Genomic DNA, 21,980 nt, shown 5'->3' with positions numbered 1-21,980 from the left:
TTTTGTCAGGGCGTGATTCTACCTGCATTAGGCGTTTAGAGCGCGCGCATGATGCTGCAAGTGGTCGTCAATGAAGCTGGCGATGAAGAAGTAGCTGTGGTCGTAGCCCGGTTGCAGGCGCAACTCCAACGGATGGCCGGCGGACTTGGCCGCCTGTTGCAAGGCTTCGGGCTTGAGCTGGTTGGCCAGGAAATCATCGCGATCGCCCTGGTCCACCAGCAATGGCAGCTTCTCCTGCGCCTCGGCAATCAATGCACAGGCATCCCATTCCCGCCATTTCGAGCGGTCTTCTCCCAAGTAACGGGAGAACGCCTTCTGGCCCCAAGGGCAATCCATTGGATTGTTGATCGGCGAAAAGGCCGACACCGAACCGTAACGCCCCGGGTTGCGCAAGGCGCAGACCAGCGCACCGTGACCGCCCATGGAGTGGCCACTGATGCCGCGTTTATCCGAAGCAGGGAAATGCGCTTCGACCAGCGCCGGCAATTCCTGCACCACGTAGTCATGCATCCGATAGTGCCGCGCCCACGGATCCTGCGTGGCGTTCAGATAAAAGCCCGCCCCCAGGCCGAAGTCCCAGGCATTGTCCGGATCGCCCGGCACGTCGGCACCACGAGGGCTGGTGTCCGGCGCGACGATGATCAGGCCCAGCTCGGCAGCCATGCGCTGGGCGCCGGCCTTTTGCATGAAGTTCTCGTCGGTGCAGGTCAGCCCGGACAACCAATACAGCACCGGCAACTTGCCGCCCTGCTCGGCTTGCGGTGGCAGGTACACGGCAAACACCATGTCACAACCCAGCACGTCGGAACGGTGCCGGTAGCGCTTGTGCCAGCCGCCGAAGCTTTTCTGACAGGAAATGTTTTCCAGACTCATGACCGACCTCAGAAATGGATAACGGTGCGGATGCTCTTGCCTTCATGCATCAGGTCGAACGCCTTGTTGATATCTTCCAGGCCCATGGTGTGGGTGATGAAGGTATCCAGCGGGATCTCGCCCTTCTCGGCCATTTCCACGTAGCTTGGCAATTCGCTGCGCCCGCGCACGCCGCCAAAGGCCGAACCGCGCCAGACGCGCCCGGTCACCAACTGGAATGGACGGGTAGCGATTTCCTGGCCGGCGCCGGCCACGCCGATGATCACCGACTCGCCCCAGCCCTTGTGGCAGCATTCCAGCGCGGCGCGCATCAACTGGACATTGCCGATGCACTCGAAGGAAAAGTCCACGCCGCCGTCAGTCATGTCGACGATGACTTCCTGGATCGGACGGTCGAAGTCTTTCGGGTTGACGCAATCGGTGGCGCCCAGTTGCTTGGCGATTTCGAACTTGGCCGGGTTGATGTCGATGGCGATGATCCGCGCGGCCTTGGCCTTCACGGCGCCGATCACGGCCGACAGGCCAATGCCGCCCAGGCCGAAGATCGCCACGGTGTCACCCGGCTTGACCTTGGCGGTGTTGAGCACCGCGCCGATGCCAGTGGTGACGCCGCAACCCAGCAGGCAGACTTTTTCCAGCGGCGCTTCTTTTGGAATCTTCGCCACGGAAATTTCCGGCAGCACGGTGTACTCGGAGAACGTCGACGTGCCCATGTAGTGGAAAATCGTCTCGCCCTTGTAGGAAAAGCGCGAAGTGCCATCCGGCATCAGGCCTTTGCCCTGGGTGGCGCGAATCGCCTGGCAGAGGTTGGTCTTGCCCGACTTACAGAACTTGCACTGGCCGCACTCCGGCGTGTACAGCGGGATCACATGATCACCCACCGCCACCGAAGTCACGCCTTCGCCGATGGCTTCGACAATGGCACCGCCTTCATGACCCAGGATCGACGGGAAGATCCCTTCCGGGTCGGCGCCCGACAGGGTATAGGCGTCGGTGTGGCAGACACCGGAAGCCACCACGCGCAACAGCACCTCGCCCGCCTTGGGCATGGCGACGTCGACTTCAACGATTTCCAGGGGTTTCTTGGCCTCGAAGGCAACGGCAGCGCGCGACTTGATCATCCGGGTTCTCCAGCAAATAAATACAGGACCGGGAGTGTAATCCTCCGCCGGACAATGAATAATCCAGCCAAAAGCAAAACATTATTGCTGTACAGGGATAATCCTCCATGTCCGATAACCGCTGGGAAGGCATCGACGAATTCGTGGCCGTGGCCGAATGCAGTCAATTCACCGCTGCGGCCGAGCGTCTCGGGGTTTCGTCCTCCCATATCAGTCGACAAATCGTACGGCTCGAAGAGCGTCTACAGACACGTTTGCTGTACCGCAGCACCCGCCGGGTGACCCTGACCGAAGCCGGACAAACTTTTTTGCAGCATTGCCAGCGCCTGCAGGATGGACGCGAAGAAGCACTGCGAGCCGTCGGCGACCTGACCAGTGAACCCAAGGGCATGCTCCGCATGACCTGTGCCGTGGCCTATGGCGAACGGTTTATCGTGCCACTGGTGACGCGGTTCATGGGGCTCTACCCACAGTTGCGGGTCGACGTCGAGCTGAGCAATCGCCCGCTGGACCTGGTGCATGAGAGCCTGGACCTGGCGATTCGCCTGGGTCGCTTGCAGGACTCCCGCCTGGTCGCCACGCGCCTGGCGCCCCGGCGCATGTACGTGTGCGCCTCACCCTCTTACCTGGAACGCTATGGCCGGCCCCACAGCGTGTCGGAACTGAGCCGCCACAATTGCCTGATCGGCAGCTCCGACATCTGGCAACTGGAGCAGAACGGGCGGGAATTTTCCCAACGAGTGCAGGGAAACTGGCGCTGCAACAGTGGGCAAGCGGTGCTCGATGCGGCGTTGCAAGGGGTGGGGTTGTGTCAGTTGCCGGATTATTACGTGCTGGAGCATCTGCACAGTGGTGCGTTGATCTCGCTGTTGGAAGCCCATCAGCCGCCGAATACGGCGGTGTGGGCGTTGTATCCACAGCAGCGGCATCTGTCGCCGAAGGTGCGCAAGTTGGTGGAGTATTTGAAGGAGGGGTTGGCGCAGCGGCCGGAGTATCGGGGATGACAGTGAATTTTATGTTGCCTGAACGATTGCTATCGCGAGCAAGCTCGCTCCCACAGGGGTTTATCGTCGAATGATGGGCACCGGTCCCCATTGTGGGAGCGAGCTTGCTCGCGATGGCGCCGGCCCAGATGCTGAAGATCTAACGAGGGGACAGGTCCCGCTCAATGCCGATTCGCCCAACGCTGGCGCAACCACTCCAAATCTTCCGGCCGGGTGACCTTGATGTTATCCGAACGCCCTTCAATCAACCGAGGCGCCTGCCCTGCCCATTCCATGGCGGATGCTTCGTCGGTAATCACCGCATCCGCCACCAGGCTGTCGGCCAGGGCTCGGTGCAAGGCACCGAGGCGGAACATCTGCGGCGTGTAGGCTTGCCAGATCACGCTGCGATCAACGGTTTCCAGCACGCGGCCATGCTTGTCGACGCGCTTGAGAGTGTCGCGCGCCGGAACGGCCAGCAGGCCGCCGACCGGGTCGTTCGCCAACTCGCTGAGCAGTGTGTCCAGGTCGGCCCGAGCCAGGTTGGGCCGGGCAGCGTCGTGCACCAGCACCCAATCGTGGTCGTCGGCGCCCTGCCCGTGCAGATGCAGCAAGGCATTGAGCACCGAATCCGAACGTTGCTCGCCACCGTCGACACGCTGGATACGTGTGTCGCTGGCGCAGGCCAGGGTCGGCCAGTAAGGATCATCGTGTGCAAGGCTGACCACCACACCCTTGACGGTGGGATGGTCGAGGAAACAGCCGAGGCTGTGTTCGAGAATTGTGCGTCCGCCCAGTTGCAGGTATTGCTTGGGACGGTCGGCGGCCATCCGGGCGCCAACGCCCGCGGCAGGAATCACGGCCCAGAAGGCCGGCAAACGCATACTCATTGGGCCAACTGGTAGAGGGTTTCGCCCTCCTTGACCATGCCCAGTTCATGTCGAGCCCGCTCTTCAACGGTCTCCATGCCTTTTTTCAACTCTGTCACTTCGGCGTCCATCACCCGATTACGCTCCAGCAGCGCCTCGTTTTCGGCGTGTTGGTCGGCAATTTGCTGAGTCAGGTCGGCCACTTGCGCCAAGCTGCCATTGCCCACCCACAGGCGGTACTGCAGGCCGGCCAGCAACAGGAGCAAGACAAGAAACAACCAATTGGGACTGCGCATCGAATATCAGGTATCCAGTGAAAAAAGACCGCCATGCCAAACTTTGAAGCGTCTGATAGCACGAAGCCTGGAAGAACCAGGCTTGTGCTTGATAAGGCATCAGATTAGAGGCAAAACCGCCACCATGGGCGACTTTGCGACCAAACCCGCTGTCTTTTTACCATTTACCGCTTAGCCGCGAAACTCGGCGCGACCGTTGTACTTGGCCTTGCCATTCAATTGCTCTTCGATACGCAGCAGTTGGTTGTACTTGGAAACGCGGTCGGAACGGCACAGCGAACCGGTCTTGATCTGGCCTGCCGCAGTGCCCACGGCCAGGTCGGCAATGGTCGAGTCTTCGGTTTCGCCGGAGCGGTGGGAGATCACGGCGGTATAGCCGGCGGCCTTGGCCATCTGGATGGCTTCCAGGGTTTCGGTCAGGGTGCCGATCTGGTTGAACTTGATCAGGATCGAGTTGGCGATCTTCTTGTCGATGCCTTCTTTCAGGATCTTGGTGTTGGTCACGAACAGGTCGTCACCCACCAGTTGGGTCTTCTCGCCGATCTTGTCGGTGAGGATTTTCCAGCCAGCCCAGTCGGACTCGTCCAGACCGTCTTCGATGGAGATGATCGGATAACGTTCGGTCAGGCCCTTGAGGTAGTCGGCGAAACCTTCGGCGGTGAACACCTGGCCTTCGCCGGACAGGTTGTACTTGCCGTCTTCGAAGAACTCGCTGGCGGCGCAGTCCAGGGCCAGGGTCACGTCGGTACCCAGCTTGTAGCCAGCGTTGGCCACGGCTTCGGAGATCACTTTCAACGCGTCTTCGTTGGACGCCAGGTTCGGTGCGAAACCGCCTTCGTCGCCAACGGCAGTGCTCAGGCCACGGGCCTTCAGCACGGCCTTGAGGTGGTGGAAAATCTCGGTGCCCATGCGCAGGCCTTCGGAGAAGGTCTTGGCGCCAACCGGCTGCACCATGAATTCCTGGATGTCGACGTTGTTATCGGCGTGCTCGCCGCCGTTGATGATGTTCATCATCGGCACCGGCATCGAGTAGACACCCGGGGTACCGTTGAGGTTGGCGATGTGCGCGTACAGCGGCAGGTCCTGATCCTGGGCAGCGGCCTTGGCAGCGGCCAGGGACACGGCGAGGATCGCGTTGGCGCCCAGGGTGGCTTTGTTCTCGGTACCGTCGAGCTCGATCATCGCATGATCGAGGGCTTTCTGGTCGGCAGGGTCCTTGCCCAGCAACAGTTCACGGATCGGACCGTTGATGTTGGCGACGGCTTTGAGCACGCCCTTGCCCAGGTAACGGCTCTTGTCGCCATCACGCAGCTCCAGCGCTTCGCGCGAGCCAGTGGAAGCACCGGACGGCGCGCAAGCGCTGCCGATGATACCGTTGTCGAGAAGCACGTCCGCTTCAACAGTGGGGTTGCCGCGGGAGTCGAGAACTTCACGACCTTTGATGTCGACGATTTTTGCCATTGTTGTAAACACTCCAAAGTTGACTAGAACGTTGCAGAAAACTTGCTCGCGCTCAGCTGCGAAGCAGCCAAGCGCCTGGATGGGAGCGCTTCGCGCTCCAGCGGGAGCAAGCTCCCTCGCCACAAAGAGCAAGACTTGCCGACGATGAGCCCTGAAGGACACCATCGCAGGCCATGCTCCCACAAGAGCAGTGCGGCCAGCAGGCCAGAGCGATAATCGAGCGGTACTTTACCGGAGAAAACCGCGTTACGCGGTTTCTATCGTCGGAAAACCCTTGACCAGCTCATCCAATGCCTTGAGCTGAGACAGGAAAGGTTCCAGCTTGTTCAAGCGCAAGGCACAAGGGCCGTCGCACTTGGCGTTGTCCGGATCGGGGTGGGCCTCGAGGAACAGGCCGGCCAGGGACTGGCTTATGCCCGCCTTGGCCAGATCGGTGACCTGGGCGCGACGACCGCCAGCGGAGTCGGAACGACCACCGGGCATCTGCAAGGCGTGAGTCACGTCGAAGAACACCGGGTACTCGAACTGCTTCATGATGCCGAAGCCGAGCATGTCCACTACGAGGTTGTTATAGCCGAAGCTCGAGCCACGCTCGCAGAGGATCAACTGGTCATTGCCGGCCTCTTCGCACTTGCTCAGGATGTGCTTCATTTCCTGGGGCGCGAGGAACTGGGCTTTCTTGATGTTGATCACCGCACCGGTCTTGGCCATCGCCACCACCAGGTCGGTCTGGCGCGACAGGAAGGCCGGCAACTGGATGATGTCGCAGACCTCGGCGACGACCGCGGCCTGGGCAGGCTCGTGGACGTCGGTGATGATCGGCACGCCAAAGGCTTGCTTGATGTCCTGGAAGATCCGCATGCCTTCTTCCAGGCCCGGGCCACGGTAGGACGTCACGGACGAGCGGTTGGCCTTGTCGAAGCTGGCCTTGAACACGTAAGGGATACCCAGTTTCTGGGTCACCTTCACGTATTCCTCGCAGACCTGCATCGCCATGTCGCGGCTTTCCAGCACGTTCATGCCGCCGAACAGCACCATGGGCTTGTCATTGGCAATTTCGATGTCGCCGACGCGGATGATCTTCTGGGCCATCGTCTTATGCCTTTTTCTGGTGTTGAGCCAAAGCGGCCTTCACGAAACCGCTGAACAGCGGATGACCGTCCCGTGGCGTCGAGGTGAACTCAGGGTGGAACTGGCAGGCGACGAACCACGGATGGTCCGGGGACTCGACCACTTCCACCAGCGCGCCATCACCGGAACGACCGGAGATCTTCAGGCCGGCCTCGATCAGTTGCGGCAGCAGGTTGTTGTTCACTTCGTAGCGATGACGGTGACGCTCGACGATCACATCCTTGGCGTAGCAATCGTGCACCTTGGAGCCGGCTTCGAGCAGGCATTCCTGAGCGCCCAGACGCATGGTGCCGCCCAGGTCCGAGCTTTCGGTGCGCACTTCCACAGCGCCGGTGGCATCTTCCCACTCGGTGATCAGGCCCACGACCGGATGGCCGCTGGCGCGATCGAACTCGGTGGAGTTGGCGTCTTTCCAGCCCAGCACGTTACGGGCGAACTCGATGACCGCCACTTGCATGCCCAGGCAGATCCCCAGGTAAGGCACCTTGTTTTCGCGAGCGTATTGCACGGCGGTGATCTTGCCTTCCACGCCCCGCAGGCCGAAACCGCCCGGCACGAGGATCGCATCGGCGCCTTCGAGCAGGCCGGTGCCCTGGTTCTCGATGTCTTCGGAATCGATGTAGCGCAGGTTGACCTTGGTGCGGTTGCTGATACCGGCGTGACTCATCGCCTCGATCAGCGACTTGTAGGCGTCCAGCAACTCCATGTACTTGCCGACCATGGCGATGGTGACTTCGTGCTCCGGGTTGAGCTTGGCATCGACCACGGCGTCCCATTCGGACAGGTCGGCACCGGCGCACTGCAGGCCGAAGCGCTCGACGACGAAATCGTCCAGGCCCTGGGAGTGCAGGATGCCCGGGATCTTGTAGATGGTGTCGGCGTCTTCCAGGCCGATGACCGCGCGCTCTTCAACGTTGGTGAACTGGGCGATCTTGCGACGCGACGAGATGTCGATCGGGTGATCGGAGCGGCAGATCAGCACGTCCGGCTGCAGGCCGATGGAACGCAGTTCCTTGACCGAGTGCTGGGTCGGCTTGGTCTTGGTTTCGCCAGCAGTGGCGATGTACGGGACCAGGGTCAGGTGCATCAGCATCGCGCGCTTGGCGCCGATTTCGAAACGCAGCTGGCGGATGGCTTCGAGGAACGGCTGGGACTCGATATCGCCCACGGTCCCGCCGATTTCGACCATCGCCACGTCGGCGTCGCCGGCACCCTTGATGATGCGGCGCTTGATTTCGTCGGTGATGTGCGGGATGACCTGGATGGTCGCGCCCAGGTAGTCACCACGACGCTCCTTGCGCAGCACGTGCTCGTAGACACGGCCGGTGGTGAAGTTGTTGTTCTGGGTCATGGTCGTGCGGATGAACCGCTCGTAGTGGCCCAGGTCCAGGTCGGTCTCGGCGCCGTCGTGGGTGACGAACACTTCACCGTGCTGGAACGGGCTCATGGTGCCCGGGTCGACGTTGATGTACGGGTCCAGCTTGAGCATGGTGACCTTAAGTCCCCGCGCCTCCAGGATGGCCGCCAATGAAGCCGAGGCAATGCCTTTCCCCAATGAAGAAACAACACCGCCCGTGACGAATATGTAGCGCGTCATGAAAAACCCTAGAAGTCTGCGTTAAAGCGGTCCGAGCCGCCGGGGAAAGCGAAGGAAGGCCGAAGCCCCCGATCACCTGCATTAATCACAGTGCACCTTTCAAAAAAACCGCCGCGTTGGGACAGACCGGAAGTGAAATCACCGGTACGTTGCTCGCTACACATTTTTTGGAATCGCCCAGCAAAGACTGCTTGGTAATCGGCAACTCCTGCAATTCAGGCGAATCCACAGAAGTTGTATCAAGAAGGGAGCGTAGTCTACCGGAAAGCCCCTTTCAGCTCAAACCCAGATCTTGGTTTCCTGGCGTCCAGATCAATTGCCAACTGCCATCAGCGGGTGTGTCGAGCCCGGCCAGGTTGGCCACCGCCAGCAATTGCTCGCCTTGATAGAGCAGCGGCAATCGGCCGCGAACGAACGCCGGCACGCCCTTTTCATTGAGCAAACGCTTGAGATCACGATGACCACGACTCGCTAACGCCAGCACCTCGCCGCCTTGACGATAGCGCACGCTAAGCGGCCCCGCAGGCGGCTGGCCGATAAGCACCACCTGACCGTTGCCCGGCAAGGGCAGCGGCAGCGCCGGATCCGCCCAGTCGACGGGGCCTGGCAGCGAACATAGCCAGTGGTCGGATAACCACCAGACCCGCCCGGCGGCCCGGTGCAGCTCGCCACCGGCCAGGCGCCAGATGGGCCGGGCATCGTCCGCGGCATCGCGCAACGAGTCCCAGCCCACCCAGTGATCGCTGTCGGGCAGCAGGGTCAGCGGCGCCAGCCAGTGGCTCAATGCGTTGCGCTGACGGGCCGACGACAACGCCCGCAACGGCGCCAGCACCAGCGATGGCAGCCCAAGCCAGTCGAACGCATCTGGCGTCACGGCCTGGGCCAAGTCGATCCGCGCCAAGTCGTCCAGCAAGCCTTGGGCTTCACCCATGTGTGCAGCACTTCGGGCCAGGGTCGCCGAGGCTTGCGGCCAGTGCGCGGCCAGCACTGGAAAAACCCGCTGGCGCAGGTAGTTGCGCGCGTACCGGTGATCATCGTTGGACGGGTCGTCGATCCAGCTCAAGCCCTGTTGCGTCGCATAGGCTTGCAGCTCGGCACGGGACACCTCGAGCAACGGCCGCAGCAGATGCCCCAGACCCAAAGGTCGCTGCCGTGGCATCGCCGCCAACCCCCTCACCCCTGCCCCCGCAGCAGGCGAAACAACAAGGTTTCGGCCTGGTCATCACGATGCTGGGCGGTGAGCAGCACTTCATTGCCATGGAGGGCCGCCACGAACGCGCCATAACGCGCCTCCCGGGCAGCACGCTCGATACTGGCGCCAGGGCGCACTTGTACATTCACCACGTCCAGCGGTACGCCAAGAGCCGCACAGACCGAACGGCAATGATCCGGCCACGCCTCGGCCACTGCCTGAAGGCCGTGATGCACATGGATAGCACTCAACGCGGGCAGGACGTGGTGTTGCGAAAGGGTCGCGAGCAGGTGCAGCAGGACGGTGGAGTCGAGGCCGCCGGAGAAGGCGATGCGCCAGGTGGCGGCGTTGCGCCAGGGGGATAGCTGTGTGAGGAGCCGGGTGGGCAGGTCGATCCTGGGCTGATTCATAGAAACTGGCCTTCACACAAATCAAATGTGGGAGCGAGCTTGCTCGCGATTGGCGGTGTATCAGTCAACTTATCTGTTGAATGTTAAACCGTTATCGCGAGCAAGCTCGCTCCCACACAGGGGTACAGCGCTTGGATCAGAGACCGTAGCTCATCAACCGCTCGTAGCGACGGGCCAGCAGCGCGTCGTTGTCGAACTTCTTGAGCATCGACAGCTGGGAACTCAGCTCGGCGCGGATCAGTGCCGCCGCCGCAGCCGGGTCGCGGTGGGCGCCGCCCACGGGCTCGTTGATCACTTTGTCGACGATGCCCAGGCCTTTGAGACGCTCGGCGGTAATGCCCATGGCCTCGGCGGCATCCGGCGCCTTCTCGGCAGTTTTCCACAGGATCGAGGCGCAGCCTTCCGGCGAGATCACCGCATAAGTGGAATATTGCAGCATGTTCAACTGGTCGCAGACACCGATGGCCAACGCACCGCCGGAACCACCCTCGCCAATCACGGTGGCGATGATCGGGGTTTTCAGGCGTGCCATGACGCGCAGGTTCCAGGCAATCGCTTCGCTCTGGTTGCGCTCTTCGGCATCGATGCCCGGGTAGGCGCCCGGGGTGTCGATGAAGGTCAGGATCGGCATCTTGAAGCGCTCGGCCATCTCCATCAGGCGGCACGCCTTGCGGTAGCCTTCCGGACGCGGCATGCCGAAGTTGCGGCGCACCTTCTCGCGGACTTCGCGGCCTTTCTGGTGACCGATCACCATCACTGGCTGCTCGTCCAGGCGGGCAACGCCGCCGACGATCGCGGCGTCGTCGGAGAAGTGACGGTCGCCATGCAGCTCATCGAACTCGGTAAAGATGTGGTCGATGTAGTCCAGGGTGTAGGGACGACGCGGGTGACGTGCCAGGCGAGCGATCTGCCAGCTGGTGAGCTTGCCGAAGATGTCTTCGGTCAGCGTGCGGCTTTTGTCCTGCAGACGAGAGATTTCATCGCCGATATTCAGCGAATTGTCATTACCGACCAAGCGCAACTCTTCGATCTTGGCTTGCAGGTCGGCGATCGGCTGTTCGAAATCTAGAAAATTCGGGTTCATAGGCGTCCGTCTTGGGTCGACGTCCAAGAGAGCTTGGGCCGGCCGGTTGTCTATTCGCGCCTACCTTAAGGGAGAGGCGCGTTCAGGTCGAGATTAAAAATTCAGGTCGAGATCAGGGGCATTCCGGTTTCAACAGTGGCCCCTGGCCGTCAACGGTATTGGAGGAAGACGTTGTCTTTGCCGAACTGGTCACGCAAGGCTTGAATCAACGCATCCGCCGGATCGATCCGCCAGCCTTCGCCGAACTGCAGCACGGCCTTGGCATCGGGGCGTACGTACTCCATGGTGATCGGACAGGCACCGCGATGGCGCTTGAACAATTCGCCCAACCAGCGTAGCTGATCGCCCTTGAGGTCCTGGGTCTGCAACTTCAGGCGCAGGCTCTCGGCCAGGTTGGTACGGGCATCTTCCATGCTCATCACCCGCTTGACCCGCAACCGCAGGCCACCGGAGAAGTCATCGTTGCTGACTTCGCCTTCCACCACCACCATCGCGTCGGTCTGCAACAGCGACTGCGCCGAATGGAACGCATCGGCGAAAAGTGACGCCTCGATGCGCCCGGAGCGGTCGTCGAGGGTGATGAAGCCCATCTTGTCGCCCTTTTTGTTCTTCATCACCCGCAGGGCGATGATCATGCCGGCGACCGTCTGGGTGTCGCGCGCCGGCTTGAGGTCAATGATGCGCTGGCGGGCGAAGCGGCGGATCTCGCCTTCGTATTCGTCGATCGGGTGACCGGTGAGGTACAGGCCCAGGGTGTCTTTTTCACCCTTGAGGCGTTCCTTGAGGGTCAGCTCCTTGGCCTTGCGATGGTTGCCGTAGACATCGGCGTCCTCCTCGACGAACAGCCCGCCAAACAGGTCGGCGTGGCCGCTGTCGTGGGTACGGGCGGTCTGTTCGGCGGCCTTGATCGCCTCCTCCATCGCCGCCAGCAACACCGCGCGGTTGCGGTCGATGTTGGCCTGGTAGGCCTTGGGCTCATCCTGGAAGTAAGGCCCGAGCCGGTCCAGGGCGCCACTGCGGATCAAACCGTCAAGGGTGCGCTTGTTGATGCGCTTGAGGTCAACCCGCGCGCAGAAATCGAACAGGTCCTTGAACGGCCCGTCCTGGCGCGCTTCGGTGATGGCTTCCACCGGCCCCTCGCCCACGCCCTTGATCGCGCCGAGGCCATAGATGATGCGGCCTTCGTCGTTCACCGTGAACTTGAACTCCGAAGCGTTCACGTCCGGTGCGTCGAGGCGCAGCTTCATGGTCCGCACTTCTTCGATCAAGGTCACGACCTTGTCGGTGTTGTGCATATCCGCCGACAGTACCGCGGCCATGAATGGCGCCGGGTAATGGGCCTTCAACCATGCCGTCTGGTACGACACCAGGCCATAGGCAGCGGAGTGGGATTTGTTGAAGCCGTAGCCGGCGAATTTTTCCACCAGGTCGAAGATGTTGCCCGCCAGGTCCGCATCGATGCCGTTGTTCGCGCAACCTTCGATGAAACCACCGCGCTGCTTGGCCATTTCCTCGGGCTTTTTCTTACCCATGGCTCGACGCAGCATGTCCGCGCCGCCGAGGGTGTAGCCGGCCATCACCTGGGCAATCTGCATCACCTGTTCCTGGTACAGGATGATGCCGTAGGTCGGGGCCAGCACCGGCTTGAGGCCGTCGTACTGATAATCCGGGTGCGGGTACGCCAGCTCGGCGCGACCGTGCTTACGGTTGATGAAGTCATCCACCATGCCCGATTGCAGGGGCCCCGGACGGAACAGGGCCACCAGTGCGATCAGGTCTTCCAGGCAGTCGGGCTTGAGCTTCTTGATCAGCTCCTTCATGCCCCGGGATTCAAGCTGGAACACCGCCGTGGTTTCAGCTTTTTGCAACAGGCTGTAGGTCGGCTTGTCGTCCAGCGGGATGAAGGCAATGTCCAGCGGCTCTTCGCCGACCTTGGCCCGGTCGCGGTTGATGGTTTTCAACGCCCAGTCGATGATCGTCAGGGTCCGCAGGCCGAGGAAGTCGAACTTCACCAGGCCCGCCGCCTCGACGTCGTCCTTGTCGAACTGGGTTACCAGGCCGTCGCCTTCTTCATCGCAATAGATCGGCGAGAAGTCCGTCAGCTTGGTCGGCGCGATGACCACGCCCCCGGCGTGCTTGCCGACGTTACGCACCACGCCTTCGAGCTTGCGGGCCATCTCCCAGATTTCCGCGGCCTCTTCGTCGACCTTGATGAAGTCCCGCAGGATTTCTTCCTGCTCATAGGCCTTCTCCAGGGTCATGCCGACTTCGAAGGGAATCATCTTCGACAGGCGATCCGCCAGACCGTAGGACTTGCCCTGCACCCGCGCCACGTCACGCACCACCGCCTTGGCGGCCATGGAACCGAAGGTGATGATCTGGCTTACCGCGTTGCGGCCATATTTCTCGGCCACGTAGTCGATGACCCGGTCGCGGCCGTCCATGCAGAAGTCGACGTCGAAGTCGGGCATGGATACCCGTTCCGGGTTGAGGAAACGTTCGAACAGCAGGTCATATTCCAGTGGGTCGAGGTCGGTGATCTTCTGCACGTAGGCCACCAGCGACCCGGCACCCGATCCACGGCCAGGGCCCACCGGCACGCCGTTGCTCTTGGCCCACTGGATGAAGTCCATCACGATCAGGAAGTAACCGGGAAAACCCATCTGGATGATGATATCCAGCTCGAAATTCAACCGATCGACATAGACCTGGCGCTTGGCTTCGTAATCTTCGGTGGTGTCCTTGGGCAACAGGACACGGAGGCGTTCGTCGAGGCCGTCGAAGGAGACTTTGCGGAAATATTCGTCGATGGTCATGCCATCGGGAATCGGGAAGTTGGGCAGGAAGTGCTTGCCCAGCTTCACTTCGATGTTGCAGCGCTTGGCGATCTCGACGGTGTTTTCCAGCGCCTCGGGCAAGTCGCTGAACAACTCGGCCATTTCCTCGGCGCTCTTGAGGTATTGCTGGTCGCTGTAGTTCTTCGACCGACGCGGGTCGTCGAGGGCGCGGCCCTCACCGATGCAGACCCGTGTTTCGTGGGCTTCGAAATCTTCCCGCTTGATGAACCGCACGTCGTTGGTCGCCACCAGCGGCGCGCCGATCCTGTCCGCCAGGGCCACGGCGGCATGCAGGTGCTCTTCGTCATTGGGACGGTTGGTGCGTTGCACCTCGATGTAGAAGCGGTCCGGGAACACCGCCATCCAGTCACGGGCCAGGGTCTCGGCTTCGTCGGGATTGCCACTGAGCAGGGCCAGGCCGATTTCACCTTCCTTGGCTGCCGACAGCATGATCAGCCCTTCGCTGGCCTCGGCCACCCACTCGCGCTCGATGATGATCGAGCCGTTGCGCTGGCCATCGATAAAACCGCGGGAGATCAGCTCGGTGAGGTTGCGATACCCCACGGCGTTCATCGCCAACAGGCTGATACGGCTCAGCGGCGCGTCCGGGTCCTTGTTCGACAACCACAGGTCGGCGCCACAGATCGGCTTGATCCCGGCGCCCATGGCGGCCTTGTAGAACTTGACCAGCGAGCACATGTTGTTCTGGTCGGTAACCGCCACGGCAGGCATGTTCATGCCCACCAGGGTCTTGACCAGGGGCTTGATCCGCACCAGACCGTCGACCAGGGAGTATTCAGTGTGCAGGCGTAGATGAACGAATGAAGCCGGCATAGTGATCCTGCGTTAAGTCATGAAAACAACAAGGCCCGGATTGTACCGGGCCTTGGGTAAAACATCAGCCTGCAACCCATACCGCTCTTTGAAGCGATTGAATCCGTGGCGAGGGAGCTTGCTCCCGCTGGGCTGCGCAGCTGCCCCCTTCTTATGGGCGCTTCGCACCCAAGCGGGAGCAAGCTCCCTCGCCACAATGAGTCAGGCGAATCTCTCGCTTTCGATCAAGCCATCACGGGCTTCATAAGCCAGCCGCACCGGGGCGAACGAGCGCCGGTGGATCGGCGTCGGCCCCAGGCGCGCCAGGGCTTCCAGATGAACGGGGGTCGGGTAGCCCTTGTGGCTGCCGATGCCGTAGCCTGGGTAGATCAATTCGAAAGCCGCCATTTCCCGGTCACGACTGACCTTCGCCAGGATCGAGGCCGCCGCGATGGCCGGCACCTTGCCGTCGCCCTGGATGACCGCTTCGGCGCGCATCGACAGTTTCGGGCAGCGATTGCCATCGATCATCGCCAGCTTCGGCGTGATGTGCAGGCCCTGCACCGCACGCTGCATGGCGAGCATGGTGGCGTGGAGGATATTGAGTTCATCGATCTCTTCGACTTCGGCCCGGGCGATGCACCAGCTCAGGGCTTTCTCGCAGATTTCGTCGTAGAGTTTTTCGCGACGGGCTTCGGTGAGCTTCTTCGAATCATTGAGCCCCAGGATCGGCCGGTTCGGGTCGAGAATCACCGCCGCCGTCACCACCGCGCCGCACAATGGGCCGCGCCCCACTTCATCGACACCGGCCACCAGTTCTTCCACTTCGGCAACCAGGTTGAAGTCCAAGCCCATCTGTAGCTTTACGTTGCTCATGGTTTTGCGCCAATCAGGGTCAGTACCGCGTCAGCCGCCTGGTTGGAGGCATCGCGACGCAGGGTACGGTGAATTTCGTCAAAGCCGCGAGTCTGTTCCTCGCCGCCGTCGATCAAGGGCGAGAGCGTGCTGGCCAGCGCCTCGGCGGTCGCATCGTCCTGCAGCAGCTCCGGCACCAACAGGCGTTGGGCCAGCAGGTTCGGCAAGGACACGTAGGGGCTCTTGACCATGCGCTTGAGAATCCAGAACGTCAGCGGCGCCAGGCGATAGGCGACCACCATCGGGCGTTTGTACAACAACGCCTCAAGGGTAGCAGTGCCGGAGGCAATCAACACCGCATCACAGGCCGCCAACGCGTCGTGGGAACGGCCGTCGAGCAACGTCACCGGCAAATCGCGACCGACCAGCAGGGCTTCCAGCTGGACGCGACGCTGCGGGCTGGCACACGGCAGGACAAAACGCACACCAGGGCGCAGCGCCAGAAGGCGTTCGGCGGCGTCGAAAAAAAGGCCACCCAGGCGACTCACTTCGCCGCCCCGGCTGCCGGGCATCAAGGCCACCAGCGGCCCGTCGGGCAAGCCCAACGCCTGGCGGGCGGCCTCGCGGTCGGCTTCCAGGGGAATGGTATCGGCCAGGGTGTGCCCGACAAACCGCACCGGCACGCCCTTCTCTTCGTAGAACCTGGCCTCGAACGGCAGCAGCGTCAGCATCAGGTCGCAGCCTTCGCGGATCTTCAGCACCCGCTTCTGCCGCCAGGCCCAGACCGACGGGCTGACGTAGTGCACGGTCTTGATCCCGGCCTGACGCAATTTGAGTTCGATAGTGAGGGTGAAATCCGGCGCATCGATGCCGATGAACACATCCGGTTTTTCTTCGATCAGGGTCTGGATCAGTTTCTTGCGCCGTGCCAGCAGCTCGCGCAAGCGACCGAGCACTTCCACCAGCCCCATCACTGACAGGCGTTCCATCGGAAAATAGGAGGTCAGGCCTTCGGCCTGCATCAACGGCCCACCGACCCCGATGAACTCAACCGCGGGGTGCTGCGCCTTGAGCGCTCGCATCAGACCCGCGCCCAGAATGTCACCGGAAGCCTCTCCCGCCACCAGTGCAACGCGCACGTTAGCCATGGTCAGCGAGTGATGCCGCGGGTCGAAGACTGGATGGAGTCGCGGAAGATCGCGACTTCCGGGTATTGCGCCGACGCCTCGGCCAGTTCGGCGAGCGCCTGTTCGACGGTCAGGCCCTGGCGGTACACCACCTTGTAGGCGCGACGCAGGGCTGTAATCGCCTCTTCGCTGAAACCACGACGGCGCATGCCTTCGAAGTTCATGCTGCGGGCTTCAGCCGGGTTGCCGAACACCGTGACATAGGCCGGGACGTCCTTGCCGATGGCGGTGCCCATGCCAGAGAAGCTGTGGGCGCCGATATGGCAATACTGGTGCACCAGGGTGAACCCGGACAGGATCGCCCAATCGTCCACGTGTACATGGCCGGCCAACGCGGTGTTGTTGACCAGGATGCAGTGGTTGCCAATCACGCTGTCATGGCCGATGTGTGCGTAAGCCATGATCAGGTTGTGGTCGCCCAGGGTCGTTTCGGAACGATCCTGGACGGTGCCACGGTGAATCGTCACGCCTTCGCGGATCACGTTGTGATCGCCGATGACCAGACGGGTTTCTTCACCTTTGTACTTGAGATCGGGCGTGTCCTCGCCTACCGAAGAAAACTGGTAGATGCGGTTGTGCCGACCAATCCGGGTCGGCCCCTTGAGAATTACGTGGGGACCGATCACCGTACCCTCGCCGATTTCCACACCTGCGCCGACAATCGACCACGGGCCGACCTCGACATCGGCGGCCAGGACGGCCGTCGGATCGATGATTGCGCGAGGGTCAATCAAACTCATAGTTTGCGTTCCGCACAGATGATTTCAGCGGAGCAGACTGGCTTGCCGTCGACCGAAGCCTGGCATTCGAATTTCCAGATCTGGCGCTTGCAACTGATGAACTTGGCTTCGAGGATCAACTGGTCGCCCGGGGTGACCGGCTGGCGAAAGCGCAGCTTGTCGGAACCGACGAAGTAATAGAGCGTGCCGTCGGCAGGCTTGACGTCGAGCATTTTGAAACCAAGGATCCCGGCAGCCTGGGCCATCGCCTCGATGATCAGGACGCCCGGCATGATTGGATGCGCGGGGAAGTGACCATTGAAGAACGGCTCGTTGATGCTGACATTCTTATAGGCGCGAATGCGCTTGCCTTCAACGTCCAGGTCCACCACCCGATCCACCAGCAGGAACGGGTAACGGTGAGGCAGGTATTCGCGAATCTCGTTGATGTCCATCATTTCGGGGGGAAGCCTATGTAAAGATTGGGAGCGCACGAGTGACGCGCACTCCGCTAGCAAATCAAGATGCCCTAACGGCTGTGCACACTTGATATGGAAATGGTATCAGCCATCTGATGAAGCATTGCCGCCAGGGGTCACGTCCCCTACACGCTTTTCCACCTGCTTGAGGCGCCGCGCGATGTCGTCGAGCTGGCGGATACGCGCCGCGCTCTTGCGCCATTCGGCTGCCGGTTGCATGGCTGTGCCGGAAGAATAGGCACCCGGCTCGGTAATCGAGTGGGTCACCATGGTCATCCCGGTCAGGAACACGTTGTCACAGATGTCGATATGGCCCACCAGGCCCACGCCACCGGCGAGCATGCAGTGCTTGCCGATCTTGGTGCTGCCGGAGATGCCCACGCAGGCGGCCATGGCGGTGTGGTCACCGACCTGGACGTTGTGGGCGATCTGGATCTGGTTGTCGAGCTTGACGCCATTGCCGATGACCGTGTCGGCCAGGGCACCGCGGTCGATCGCGGTGTTGACGCCGATCTCCACGTCATCGCCAATGGTGACGCCACCGATCTGGGCGATCTTCTGCCAGATGCCTTTCTCGTTGGCAAAACCGAACCCTTCGCCACCCAGCACGGCGCCGGACTGGATTACCACCCGCTTGCCGATGCGCACATCGTGGTACAGGGTGACCCGTGGGGCCAGCCAGCCACCTTCGCCGATCTCGCTGCGTGCGCCAATGACGCAATGGGCACCCAGCGTGACACCCGCACCAATGCGGGCCGCGCTTTCGATGACCACGAACGGACCGACGCTGGCCGTGGGATCGACCACGGCATCCGCCGCGATCACCGCGCTGGGATGAATACCAGCAGCCGACTTGGGCTTGGGATCGAACAGATGGGAAATTCGCGCATACGCCAGGTACGGATCGGGCACGATCAGGGCGTCGCCGGCAAACCCTTCGGCATCGGCAGCCTTGAGCAACAGCGCGGCGGCCCGGCTATCGGCCAGATACTTGCGATACTGAGGATTTGCCAGGAAGCTCAACTGAGCTGGGCCAGCCTCTTGCAAAGTGGCTAGCCCAGTAATTGCCTTCTCCGGGTCGCCACGCAGGGTGGCGCCGAGGAACTCGGCCAACTGGCCAAGCTTGATGGTCGCTGTCATGGATTACTTCAGCTGATTCATGCGCTCGATAACCTGGCGCGTGATGTCGTATTGAGGCTTGACATCGATCACTGCGCCACGCTCGAACACCAGGTCAAAACCACCTTTCTTGATGACTTCTTCCACGGCGCTGTCGAGCTTCGGCTTGAGTTGCTTGAGCATTTCGCGGTCGGCAACGGCTTTCGCTTCGTTCAGCTCCTTGGACTGGAACTGGAAGTCACGGGCCTTTTGCTTGAATTCAAGCTCCAGACGCTCGCGCTCGCCCTGGGCCATCTTGTCGCCACCGGCGACCAGACGATCCTGAATGCCCTTGGCGCTGCTTTCCAGGCCTTTGAGCTTGGTCAGTTGCGGGCCGAATTTTTTCTCCGCATCCACGGCGTACTTCTTCGCCGCGTCGGATTCCAGCAGGGCCATCTGATAATTCAGCACGGCAATCTTCATGTCGGCAAAAGCCGGACCGGCGACCAGTACGGTCGCCAGGAGAACCAATTGAGTCAACTTACGCACGATGCACTCCTACAAAATCCATTGTCGTTGTCATGGGTCAGACGCTTAGAACGTCTGGCCGAGGGAGAATTGGAACACTTGGGTTTCAGCGTCATCCGGCTTCTTGATCGGCATCGCCAGCGCGAAACTCAAAGGACCCAGCGCGGTGACCCAGGTCACGCCCACACCGACGGAACTGGCCAGGTTGCTCAGGCTGATGTCGTTGCACTTTGTGTCGGACTTGGTGCCGTTGGCGTTGGTGGTGTCACTGCAACTTGAATCGAAAACGTTACCCACGTCCCAGAATACCGAGGTACGCAGGGAGCGTTGATCCTTGACGAACGGCATTGGGAACAGCACCTCAAGGCCACCCTGGATAAGGACATTGCCACCGAACGGCAGTGGATCCTGGTCCGGGTCTCTAATGGTGCCCGGGTTATTGCCCTGACTCGGCGTACTGCGCGGGCCCAGGGTACTGTCCTTGAAGCCACGTACCGAGTTGAAACCACCGGCGTAGTAATTCTCGTAGAACGGCAGGCCATCGGTCGAGCCGTAGCCGTCACCATAGCCCAGCTCGGTGTGCAGGCGCATGGTGTAGTTGTCAGACAGCGGCTGGAACAACTGGCCACGGTAGTCGAGCTTGAAGAACGACAGGTCGCTGCCAGGGGTGGTGGTTTCGAACACCAGGCTCTGGGAATGGCCACGGGTCGCCAGCACGCCCTTGTTCAGGGTCGACTCGGACCAGCCGGCGGACGCCTTGAAGTTCAGGTAGCTGTCGCCTTCCTTGTTAACGAAGTCGAAGATCTCGTCGACGGTGTAGCGACCGGTGTTGATCTTGTCCTGCTGGGCGGTGAGGCCGAAGGTCAGGCGCGAGGTCTCGCTGATCGGGTAGCCGATGTTGGCGCCGACACCGTAGCTGTCCACCGCATAGCTGGAGATGTCAGAGTCCAGCTCGTCGTAGTCGGTGGTGCGGTAGAAGGCGTTGTAGCCCAGGCTCACGCCGTCAGCGGTCCAGTAGGGGTCCACGAAACCGAAGTTATAGCGGGTCTGGTATTCGCTACGGGTCAAGCCGATGCTGACCTTGTTACCGGTACCCAGGAAGTTGTTCTGGGTGATCGAGCCACCGAGGATCAGGCCGGCGCTCTGGGCGAAACCGACGCTGGCGGTGATCGAGCCGGAAGCCTGCTCTTCGACGCTGTAGTTCACATCGACCTGGTCATCGACGCCCGGCACGGCCGGTGTCTCGACGTTGACTTCCTTGAAGAAGCCCAGGCGCTCCAGGCGGGTCTTGGACTGGTCGATCAGGTAGGTCGACGCCCAGCCACCTTCCATCTGGCGCATTTCACGGCGCAGCACTTCGTCCTCGGACTTGGTGTTGCCACGGAAGTTGATGCGGTTGACGTAGGCACGCTTGCCCGGGTCCACGGCGAACGTGATGTCGACGGTGTGGTCTTCATCGTGCGGCTGCGGCACGCCGTTGACGTTGGCGAAGGTGTAGCCCTCGTTACCCAGGCGACGGGTGATCAGCTCGGAGGTGGTGGTCATCAGCTTGCGCGAGAACACCTGGCCCTTCTGTACCAGCAGCAGCGACTTGACCTGGTCCTCGGGAACCTTCAGGTCACCGCTGAGCTTGACGTCGCGAACGGTGTACTTCTCGCCTTCGTTGACGTTGACGGTGATGTAGACGTGCTTCTTGTCCGGGGTGATGGACACCTGGGTCGAAGCGATGTCCATGTTGATGTAGCCACGGTCCAGGTAGTAGGAACGCAGGCGCTCCAGGTCACCGGAGAGTTTTTCACGGGCGTACTTGTCGTCGTTCTTGAAGAACGACAGCCAGTTGGTGGTCTTTAGCTCGAACAGGTCGATCAGGTCTTCATCCGGGAACACCGTGTTGCCCACCACGTTGATGTGCTGGATGGCCGCCACGGTGCCTTCGTTGATGTTGACCTTCAGGCCGACGCGGTTGCGCGGCTGCGGCACCACTTCGGTGTCGACGGTGGCCGAGTAGCGGCCCTGGGCAACGTACTGGCGCTGCAGCTCGTTACGCACACCTTCGAGGGTGGCGCGCTGGAAGATCTCGCCTTCGGCCAGGCCGGATTGTTTCAGGCCCTTCATCAGGTCTTCAGTGGAGATCGCCTTGTTGCCTTCGATCTCGATACTGGCGACCGACGGGCGCTCGACTACCGTGATGACCAGGACATTGCCGTCACGGCCCAGCTGGATATCTTGAAAGAAGCCGGTCTTGAACAGCGCACGCGTGGATTCCACCAGGCGCCGATCATCCGCCTGCTCGCCGACGTTCAACGGCAAGGCACCAAAGACGCTACCCGCGGAGACCCGCTGGAGGCCATTGACGCGAATATCAGAGATAGTGAAGGACTCGGCGTGAACTTCGGCGATCATCAATACGGTGAGAACCGCAGTTAGCAGCAGACGTTTCATGAAGT

At 61.4% G+C, this 21,980-nt stretch carries 17 protein-coding genes and 1 pseudogene; 1 reads left to right on the top strand and 17 read right to left on the bottom strand.

The annotated features are described in order from the left end of the window. Positions 1-27: 27 nt before the first annotated feature. Both fghA and ACZ5M5_RS06130 read right to left on the bottom strand, forming a co-directional pair. Complete coding sequence (gene fghA / locus ACZ5M5_RS06135) at positions 28-873, bottom strand: S-formylglutathione hydrolase (RefSeq protein ID WP_464738771.1); 846 nt, start codon at positions 871-873, stop codon at positions 28-30. Positions 874-881: 8 nt separating this feature from the next. Then, positions 882-1,994 (bottom strand): S-(hydroxymethyl)glutathione dehydrogenase/class III alcohol dehydrogenase, encoded by a 1,113-nt coding sequence (locus ACZ5M5_RS06130; RefSeq protein WP_060738985.1) that lies wholly within the window; start codon positions 1,992-1,994, stop codon positions 882-884. Between the two features lie 107 nt (positions 1,995-2,101). Here ACZ5M5_RS06130 and ACZ5M5_RS06125 point away from each other — a divergent pair, with 107 nt between their 5' ends. Next, positions 2,102-2,998, top strand: coding sequence for a LysR substrate-binding domain-containing protein (locus tag ACZ5M5_RS06125; RefSeq protein WP_060738986.1), 897 nt, complete (start codon positions 2,102-2,104; stop codon positions 2,996-2,998). A 161-nt stretch (positions 2,999-3,159) separates the two neighbouring features. Here the strand turns inward: ACZ5M5_RS06125 and ispD are convergent, their stop codons facing one another. The 15 genes and pseudogenes from ispD to bamA form a co-directional block, all read right to left on the bottom strand. Further along, positions 3,160-3,867, bottom strand: coding sequence for a 2-C-methyl-D-erythritol 4-phosphate cytidylyltransferase (ispD, locus tag ACZ5M5_RS06120; RefSeq protein ID WP_072408301.1), 708 nt, complete (start codon positions 3,865-3,867; stop codon positions 3,160-3,162). Continuing rightward, on the bottom strand, positions 3,864-4,142 hold the full coding sequence (gene ftsB, locus ACZ5M5_RS06115; protein WP_003184873.1) for a cell division protein FtsB: 279 nt from the start codon (positions 4,140-4,142) through the stop codon (positions 3,864-3,866). The genes ispD and ftsB overlap by 4 nt, the downstream gene beginning before the upstream one ends. Before the next feature lie 171 nt (positions 4,143-4,313). Next, on the bottom strand, positions 4,314-5,603 hold the full coding sequence (eno, locus tag ACZ5M5_RS06110; protein WP_464738770.1) for a phosphopyruvate hydratase: 1,290 nt from the start codon (positions 5,601-5,603) through the stop codon (positions 4,314-4,316). A gap of 246 nt (positions 5,604-5,849) precedes the next feature. After that, positions 5,850-6,695, bottom strand: a complete 846-nt coding sequence (gene kdsA / locus ACZ5M5_RS06105; protein WP_060738989.1) for a 3-deoxy-8-phosphooctulonate synthase — start codon at positions 6,693-6,695, stop codon at positions 5,850-5,852. 4 nt (positions 6,696-6,699) lie between these two features. Further along, a complete protein-coding gene (locus ACZ5M5_RS06100) occupies positions 6,700-8,331 on the bottom strand; it encodes a CTP synthase (RefSeq protein WP_003184880.1) in 1,632 nt (543 codons plus the stop codon). A 274-nt stretch (positions 8,332-8,605) separates the two neighbouring features. Beyond that, positions 8,606-9,933, bottom strand: a pseudogene (gene tilS / locus ACZ5M5_RS06095) (tRNA lysidine(34) synthetase TilS). Positions 9,934-10,069: 136 nt separating this feature from the next. Then, entirely contained in the window at positions 10,070-11,017 is a 948-nt protein-coding gene (locus tag ACZ5M5_RS06090) for an acetyl-CoA carboxylase carboxyltransferase subunit alpha (protein WP_060738991.1), read from the bottom strand. Positions 11,018-11,166: 149 nt separating this feature from the next. Beyond that, positions 11,167-14,688 (bottom strand): DNA polymerase III subunit alpha, encoded by a 3,522-nt coding sequence (gene dnaE / locus ACZ5M5_RS06085; RefSeq protein WP_060738992.1) that lies wholly within the window; start codon positions 14,686-14,688, stop codon positions 11,167-11,169. A gap of 201 nt (positions 14,689-14,889) precedes the next feature. Further along, positions 14,890-15,543: a ribonuclease HII gene (gene rnhB, locus ACZ5M5_RS06080; RefSeq protein WP_060738993.1), complete on the bottom strand. Its 654-nt coding sequence runs from the start codon at positions 15,541-15,543 to the stop codon at positions 14,890-14,892. After that, positions 15,540-16,670 carry a lipid-A-disaccharide synthase gene (lpxB, locus tag ACZ5M5_RS06075; RefSeq protein ID WP_060738994.1) on the bottom strand — a complete coding sequence of 377 codons (1,131 nt, stop codon included), beginning with the start codon at positions 16,668-16,670 and terminating at the stop codon, positions 15,540-15,542. Before lpxB ends, rnhB begins: the two co-directional genes overlap by 4 nt. Before the next feature lie 2 nt (positions 16,671-16,672). Next, a complete protein-coding gene (gene lpxA, locus ACZ5M5_RS06070; RefSeq protein ID WP_053118863.1) occupies positions 16,673-17,449 on the bottom strand; it encodes an acyl-ACP--UDP-N-acetylglucosamine O-acyltransferase in 777 nt (258 codons plus the stop codon). Beyond that, entirely contained in the window at positions 17,446-17,886 is a 441-nt protein-coding gene (gene fabZ, locus ACZ5M5_RS06065; RefSeq protein WP_003184897.1) for a 3-hydroxyacyl-ACP dehydratase FabZ, read from the bottom strand. Before fabZ ends, lpxA begins: the two co-directional genes overlap by 4 nt. A gap of 105 nt (positions 17,887-17,991) precedes the next feature. Then, positions 17,992-19,047: a UDP-3-O-(3-hydroxymyristoyl)glucosamine N-acyltransferase gene (lpxD, locus tag ACZ5M5_RS06060; RefSeq protein ID WP_060738995.1), complete on the bottom strand. Its 1,056-nt coding sequence runs from the start codon at positions 19,045-19,047 to the stop codon at positions 17,992-17,994. A gap of 3 nt (positions 19,048-19,050) precedes the next feature. Beyond that, complete coding sequence (locus ACZ5M5_RS06055) at positions 19,051-19,554, bottom strand: OmpH/Skp family outer membrane protein (protein WP_003184901.1); 504 nt, start codon at positions 19,552-19,554, stop codon at positions 19,051-19,053. 45 nt (positions 19,555-19,599) lie between these two features. Further along, positions 19,600-21,975, bottom strand: coding sequence for an outer membrane protein assembly factor BamA (bamA, locus tag ACZ5M5_RS06050; protein WP_060738996.1), 2,376 nt, complete (start codon positions 21,973-21,975; stop codon positions 19,600-19,602). Between the last annotated feature and the right edge of the window lie 5 nt (positions 21,976-21,980).

Source organism: Pseudomonas sp. Van50 (assembly GCF_055390755.1).
This window is presented reverse-complemented; position numbering and strand designations above follow the sequence as displayed.